The sequence below is a fragment of the Trebonia sp. genome (assembly GCF_049794275.1).
GTDB lineage: Bacteria > Actinomycetota > Actinomycetes > Streptosporangiales > Streptosporangiaceae > Trebonia.
The window spans coordinates 1-5,015 of the sequence record NZ_JBARCR010000007.1 but is presented as its reverse complement, the minus strand read 5'-3'; the positions used below and the strand labels follow the sequence as shown (position 1 = coordinate 5,015).

The following is a 5,015-nucleotide window of genomic DNA, read 5'->3' as shown; positions in this document are numbered from 1 at the left end:
GCCTCGGACACTACGCTGTACCCAGGTTTACCGTGCGACAGCGTATGGAAGGTAGTGCCGCGGAAGTCGAGACTAGCGTGGAGACCGGGCAATACCTGAGCTCAGTCGCGCTCATGCATGACAGGGGATCGGACCAATCATGTCCAGACGTTTCGCCTACGCTATTGACAAGCGATATTTGCCGTTGTTGGTGCCCTTCGGGCTGCGAGGTTCAAAAGACGGCGTCACGCTCACGGACGAAGGCTCCCTCTCGGCGACTTTCGGTTTCTTCAAGATCAAGACGCCGCTGGCAAATGTCACTGAGGCGCACATCACGCGGAACTATCGCTGGTGGACCGCGTTCGGTGTTCGTGGATCCATGGTCGACGACGGCTTGAGTTTTGGAACGAACCACAACGCGGGGGTGTGCATCCATTTCGCGGAGAAGGTGCCATCGCCGCTTCGCCGAAGCGGCCACTCGGCGCTCACCGTAACCGTGGCGGACCTCGAGGGGTTGACCAGCGCCTTGGGGGCCGGGCGCGGCGAAGCATCCGGTGCCTCCTCGCCCTGAGCCGGCAGCTCGACGTCACGGCGGTGCGGTCATGCTGATCGTGGGCGGGACTGGCCAGTTCGGAGTCAGTCGGCGGCCCTCGCGCGGGCGCTGCTGCCCGCGCTGAGCACGGCCACCTGTACCCGCATCACGAAGCCTCCAACGAGGCAGCCCACGCCGCGTGCCGCGCCGTCACCGTCCTGGAACCGGAGGAAGTCGCCCAGGTCAAGGGCGCCGTCCGGAGAATGGCAGACGCACGCACGACACCAGCCACCTCGGAGTGCGCGGCCGCAGTCGAGCGGCGCGCGGCCATGATCCTTGCCGCCCTGGAGAAGGCCGCGCCGGCCAGGGCAGCCCGCCGCAGGCTCGCCTGCCTCTGGCGAGACCGAATCGGACGCGCTGCCGCCTCTGCAAGACGAGCCGTACATGCCCATCAGGGCGGAATGGAGCAGGGAAGACACGGTCCCGGGATCCTTCGACGACCTGGCACGCCGATCCGTGAATAGCTGGCCAGCCAAAGCTTTCCATCCGCGCCTACCGAGCCGAGTGTCGCCCAGGGAAACTGTCGCCCCTGCCTTCGGCTACCGCGAGGGCGTCCGATCCGGCTCTCGGAAATATAGTTAGCAACGCTAACTACCGTCAGGGTGTCCGGTTCCGGGGCGGGGGGCGCCGGCCTGTTCGGCGGCGTCCGGTCGGGGGCGGAGCGAGCCGGCGGCGGCGAAGGCGGTGAGGAACAGGGCGACGATGAGCCACAGGGCGTTGAGGAGGCCGGCGGACTGGGCGAGCACGCCGATGGCGGGTGGTCCGGCGAGGTTGGCGAAGTAGCCGATAGAGGCCACGACGCTGACCCGGGCGGCCGGATCGGGCCCGCTCTCCGCCGCCGCGGACATGCCGAGCGGGAAGCCCATCGAGACGCCGACCGCCCACAGCAGTACGCCAGCCAGGACGATCCAGCGATTCTGGGCCAGGATGAACAGCGCCACGCCGAGGACGCCGAGGGCGGTGGTGACCCGGATGGTGCGGACCCGGCCAAGACGGTCGACGATGGGCCCGCCGAAGATCCGGGTGAGCGCTTCGGCGGCGGCGAATGCAGTGACGAACAGCGCGGCGACCGCGGCGGCCTGCCCATGGCCGTTGTGCGCGGCCAGGGTCAGCCAGTTGCCCGCCGAGCCTTCGCCGAGCTCGACGCCGAGCATGACCACGCCGATGAGCAGCAGTCGCCCGTCCAGCCAGCCGCGCAGCCACTGGCGGAGCTTCGCGCCGCGATCTTGGTGCAGCTCCTGTGGCGGCGCACGGCGCCCGCCAGGAATCCCGGCCGCCGTCCCGAGGGCGGTCGCGGCGATGACGAGGGCCTCGGCGATGAACTGCGCGGCCGGAGAGACGCCCAGCGCCGCGCAGGCCGCGCCGATCCCCGCCCCGGCGGCGACCCCGATGGACCAGGCGGCGTGCATCATCGGCATGAGGGTGCGCCCCGCGGCTCGCTCGACGGCGGAGCCCTCCACGTTGATCAGCACGTCGAGAATGCCGATCCCCAGCCCGATGATCACGAAGACGGCCGCGACCAGCGGAACCGAGCCCAGCATGAGCGCCAGGCCCAAGGCAGTCATCGCGGCGGCGATGAGCAGGAGCGCTCCCGCCAGGGACCGGCGGCTGCCCAGCCAGTGCAGCACCGGGGTCGACGCGAGCAGCCCGAGGATGGCCCCGACGGTCACGCCCGCCAGCAGCAGCCCGATCGTGGCCGTCCCAGTACCCAGGGCCGCCTTGATGGCCGGCAGCCGCGGACCCCACGCCGAGACGGTGATCCCGCCCAGCCCGAACGCGGTCGTAACCGTCCATCGCCAGCGGACCAGCGTCGGGCGGCCGGTCCCGGCCATGGCTGCCGTCACCGGCACGCTCCCGTCGGCACCCGCCGAGCCGACGCTGGCCGGGCACCGCTTCCGTTCCGGCGGGCCGCTGACCGAGGATGTCGGCCTGACAACAACGACACGATCAGCCTCTCTGCAGAACCTTCCAGATCGCTCCGGCTGCCGGGCCGGGTCGCGCAGGAAACCATTCTCGCCGAGCCGGCGGCCCCGCAATACCCGCCAATGGTGGCCCGAGTCGTTGACTCCGCAGGCCACGAGATCGCTCGTCCTATTAGAACATGTGAGCTACTGCCTAGCCGGGCAGGCTGATGCCTGCAGGCCGGTCCGGCCCCGCCAGCTTCCCGGTCCTGGCTATCGCTGGCTGCCGCGAAGCGGATGATCGGCAAGAAGAACACCACCGCGGGATCTGCCGTGGGCCCGCAGCCAGATGCCAGCTGTTACGTCAGCAGGCCGGCGAGCGTGTCCTGCACGTTGGCGCCTTTCCACTGGCTGGTCACCAGCTTGGCGGGGTTGTCCTGGTCTCGGGAGAAAAGGTGCAGCCGGCCCTGGTGGCGGGCGAGCACCAGGTCAGTGCTGGCGTCGGCGGTCTCGGCTGACCCCTGTGCGGAGTAGTGCGTGAGGGTGATCAGCGCGGAACGCTCAGCTGAGGCGAGCACGCTGTCGGCGTCCATGTCCGGATCAGGATCTGCCTGTGACCCCTTGGGCAGCCACGCGGTGAGCTGCCTGAGGGATTCGTCGAGCTTGTACAGGCCGATCTGGTGGACGCCGAAAGTGTCGATGCGGTAGATCAGGCAGATCCGTTCAGGCTGCGGGAGCAGCAGTATCCGCCACGGCTCACCCGGACCTGTCCCGGTCGCGCGGACGTCCATGACCATCCGGGCCCGCTGCTGGAACGCCACCGCGATGCCGAGGTCGCCCCGTACTTGCACCTGCTCCCCTGGAGGGCCGGCCACGATGAGCTGGCGGGCCACCAGCGACCGGATGGCCTCGGTGAGCACCTCGTCCGATGGTCGGGCCTCCAGGAAGTCCACGACGGCGTCAACCGCCGTCAACTCGGCGATGGTATACGCCCCGAGCAGCACCGGACCGGTGCCGACCAGGTTCACCACGGCCGCGACGAGCCCTTCGGGCACGGACGCCTGGCTAGGGCCAGGTGCGGGCCCGCTTGTGTGAGTGTCAGTCATGCCATCCTCGCTCCTGCCCGCCATGCTTCCGCTGCCGACTCGGCGCGGAGCTCACCCAGGATCGCGGCGGTCCTGCGCACCGGCGTCTCGGCAACCCATACCTTGGAGCTGCCGAACAGGCCCCGCCCGGCCCGGCCGGACAGCGCCTGGCCAAGCTCATTCGCCGGGTCCGCCTGCCCGGGCGGCCGGAACCGGCCGGCCAGATCGCGCGACACCGCGGTGGTGTCGTCGGCGGCCGAGATCCGGCGCAGCGCCAAGGTCAGCGACTCCGCCACCGCCGGCGGCAGCGACATGGGGACAGCGAGGTCAGGCGACAGGTACATCGGCCGCCGCTCGGTCATGGCCGATAGGCCCCAGGGGCCGACGTTGCTGCGGGTCAGCCGGTACATCACGTAGTCCATGAGGTGCCGGATGTCGTTCAAGCTGGGCAGCTTGCGCTTGCCGAAGGCCGCCGGGGTCTTCTCCAGCTGTACCCAGGTGCCTTGTGCCGTCCGCCCGTGCAGCTTCTCCCTGACCACCTGGCCGCGCATCCCGATGTCGGGGTAGCGCGCCTTATCGATGTCATGGTGATGGCTGGAGATACGCAAATGGCTGACGTTAGTGAACCGCCAGTCCTCGTACAACCGCGGGTCGTCGATCAGCACATGGCCGCCGCACAGCACATCGTGCAGCTGCGACACCTGCAGCCCGTTCCGCTCCAGATCGGAAATGATCGCCGCTTCCTCTGGGCTGAGGTGCTCAGCGGCGGCCAGCAGCCCCTTACGGTATGCGCCTTCCCGGGCCGTAATCTCGATCATCAGCCGCACCCTGGCCCGCACCACCTCGGTCTGCCCGGTGCTCAGCGCACCTGACACCGGCCCGCCGGGGCGCTCAGCAGGCGCGATACCCGTGACCACAGGCTTACGGCGCACGCTCCCAGTAAAACACAGCCGTCACGGATCAAGCCGTTGCCCCCTACGTACGGTGAGCGCTCCGGCCGAACCGCCCGTCACGGGTAGGTCCGACGACGCAAAGGACAGTAGCGCCGCGCGGACCGGTGGCTTGCGGCCCGGCGCCACCGGGTCGAGACGCTGGCAGAATGCCGCGGCCTTTCCGCTTGGAGAGCACCGTCCCGACGCAGCCTGCCCGGCGGACCCGGCTGAGGCCTGCACTGGCCGGCCAGAGCACAAACCCGACAGCGGCCACGTCCCCAACGCCATGGGCACGTGGCCGACGGAGCCATGACACAGCCGCCGCGCGGTCATTTTTGGCGCGGACCGATCTAGTCACTGCGATGCCGCGGACGCAGGCTGGGTACATGGACAAGCTGTGTACCTCGCCTGCCGACGCAATCAGCGACTTGCCCGACGGAGCGTCGATCGCCGTCTCCGGCTTCGGCCCGAGTGCCGGCGCACCTTTCAGCCTGCTCGCCGCGCTGGACGAGCGCGGCACGAGGGA

The 5,015-nt window shown here is 69.5% G+C and carries 5 protein-coding genes; 1 reads left to right on the top strand and 4 read right to left on the bottom strand.

The window, feature by feature from the left end:
* The first annotated feature begins 139 nt into the window (after positions 1 to 139).
* Positions 140 to 550, top strand: coding sequence for a hypothetical protein (locus tag WA805_RS00175; RefSeq protein ID WP_425241347.1), 411 nt, complete (start codon positions 140 to 142; stop codon positions 548 to 550).
* A gap of 65 nt (positions 551 to 615) precedes the next feature.
* On the opposite strand, the gene WA805_RS00170 is transcribed toward WA805_RS00175, so the two are convergent.
* From WA805_RS00170 to WA805_RS00155, 4 genes are all read right to left on the bottom strand, one after another.
* Positions 616 to 990 carry a hypothetical protein gene (locus WA805_RS00170; protein ID WP_425241346.1) on the bottom strand — a complete coding sequence of 125 codons (375 nt, stop codon included), beginning with the start codon at positions 988 to 990 and terminating at the stop codon, positions 616 to 618.
* Between the two features lie 168 nt (positions 991 to 1,158).
* On the bottom strand, positions 1,159 to 2,415 hold the full coding sequence (locus tag WA805_RS00165) for an MFS transporter (protein ID WP_425241345.1): 1,257 nt from the start codon (positions 2,413 to 2,415) through the stop codon (positions 1,159 to 1,161).
* Positions 2,416 to 2,831: 416 nt separating this feature from the next.
* Positions 2,832 to 3,578, bottom strand: coding sequence for a hypothetical protein (locus WA805_RS00160; protein WP_422287711.1), 747 nt, complete (start codon positions 3,576 to 3,578; stop codon positions 2,832 to 2,834).
* On the bottom strand, positions 3,575 to 4,489 hold the full coding sequence (locus tag WA805_RS00155) for a hypothetical protein (RefSeq protein WP_422287712.1): 915 nt from the start codon (positions 4,487 to 4,489) through the stop codon (positions 3,575 to 3,577). Before WA805_RS00155 ends, WA805_RS00160 begins: the two co-directional genes overlap by 4 nt.
* Between the last annotated feature and the right edge of the window lie 526 nt (positions 4,490 to 5,015).

What these genes read in the sequence shown, in the direction of transcription:
- WA805_RS00175 (WP_425241347.1), top strand. Translation starts at nt 140, where the DNA reads ATGTCCAGACGTTTCGCCTACGCTATTGACAAGCGATATTTGCCGTTG.
- WA805_RS00160 (WP_422287711.1), bottom strand. Translation starts at nt 3,578, where the DNA reads ATGACTGACACTCACACAAGCGGGCCCGCACCTGGCCCTAGCCAGGCG.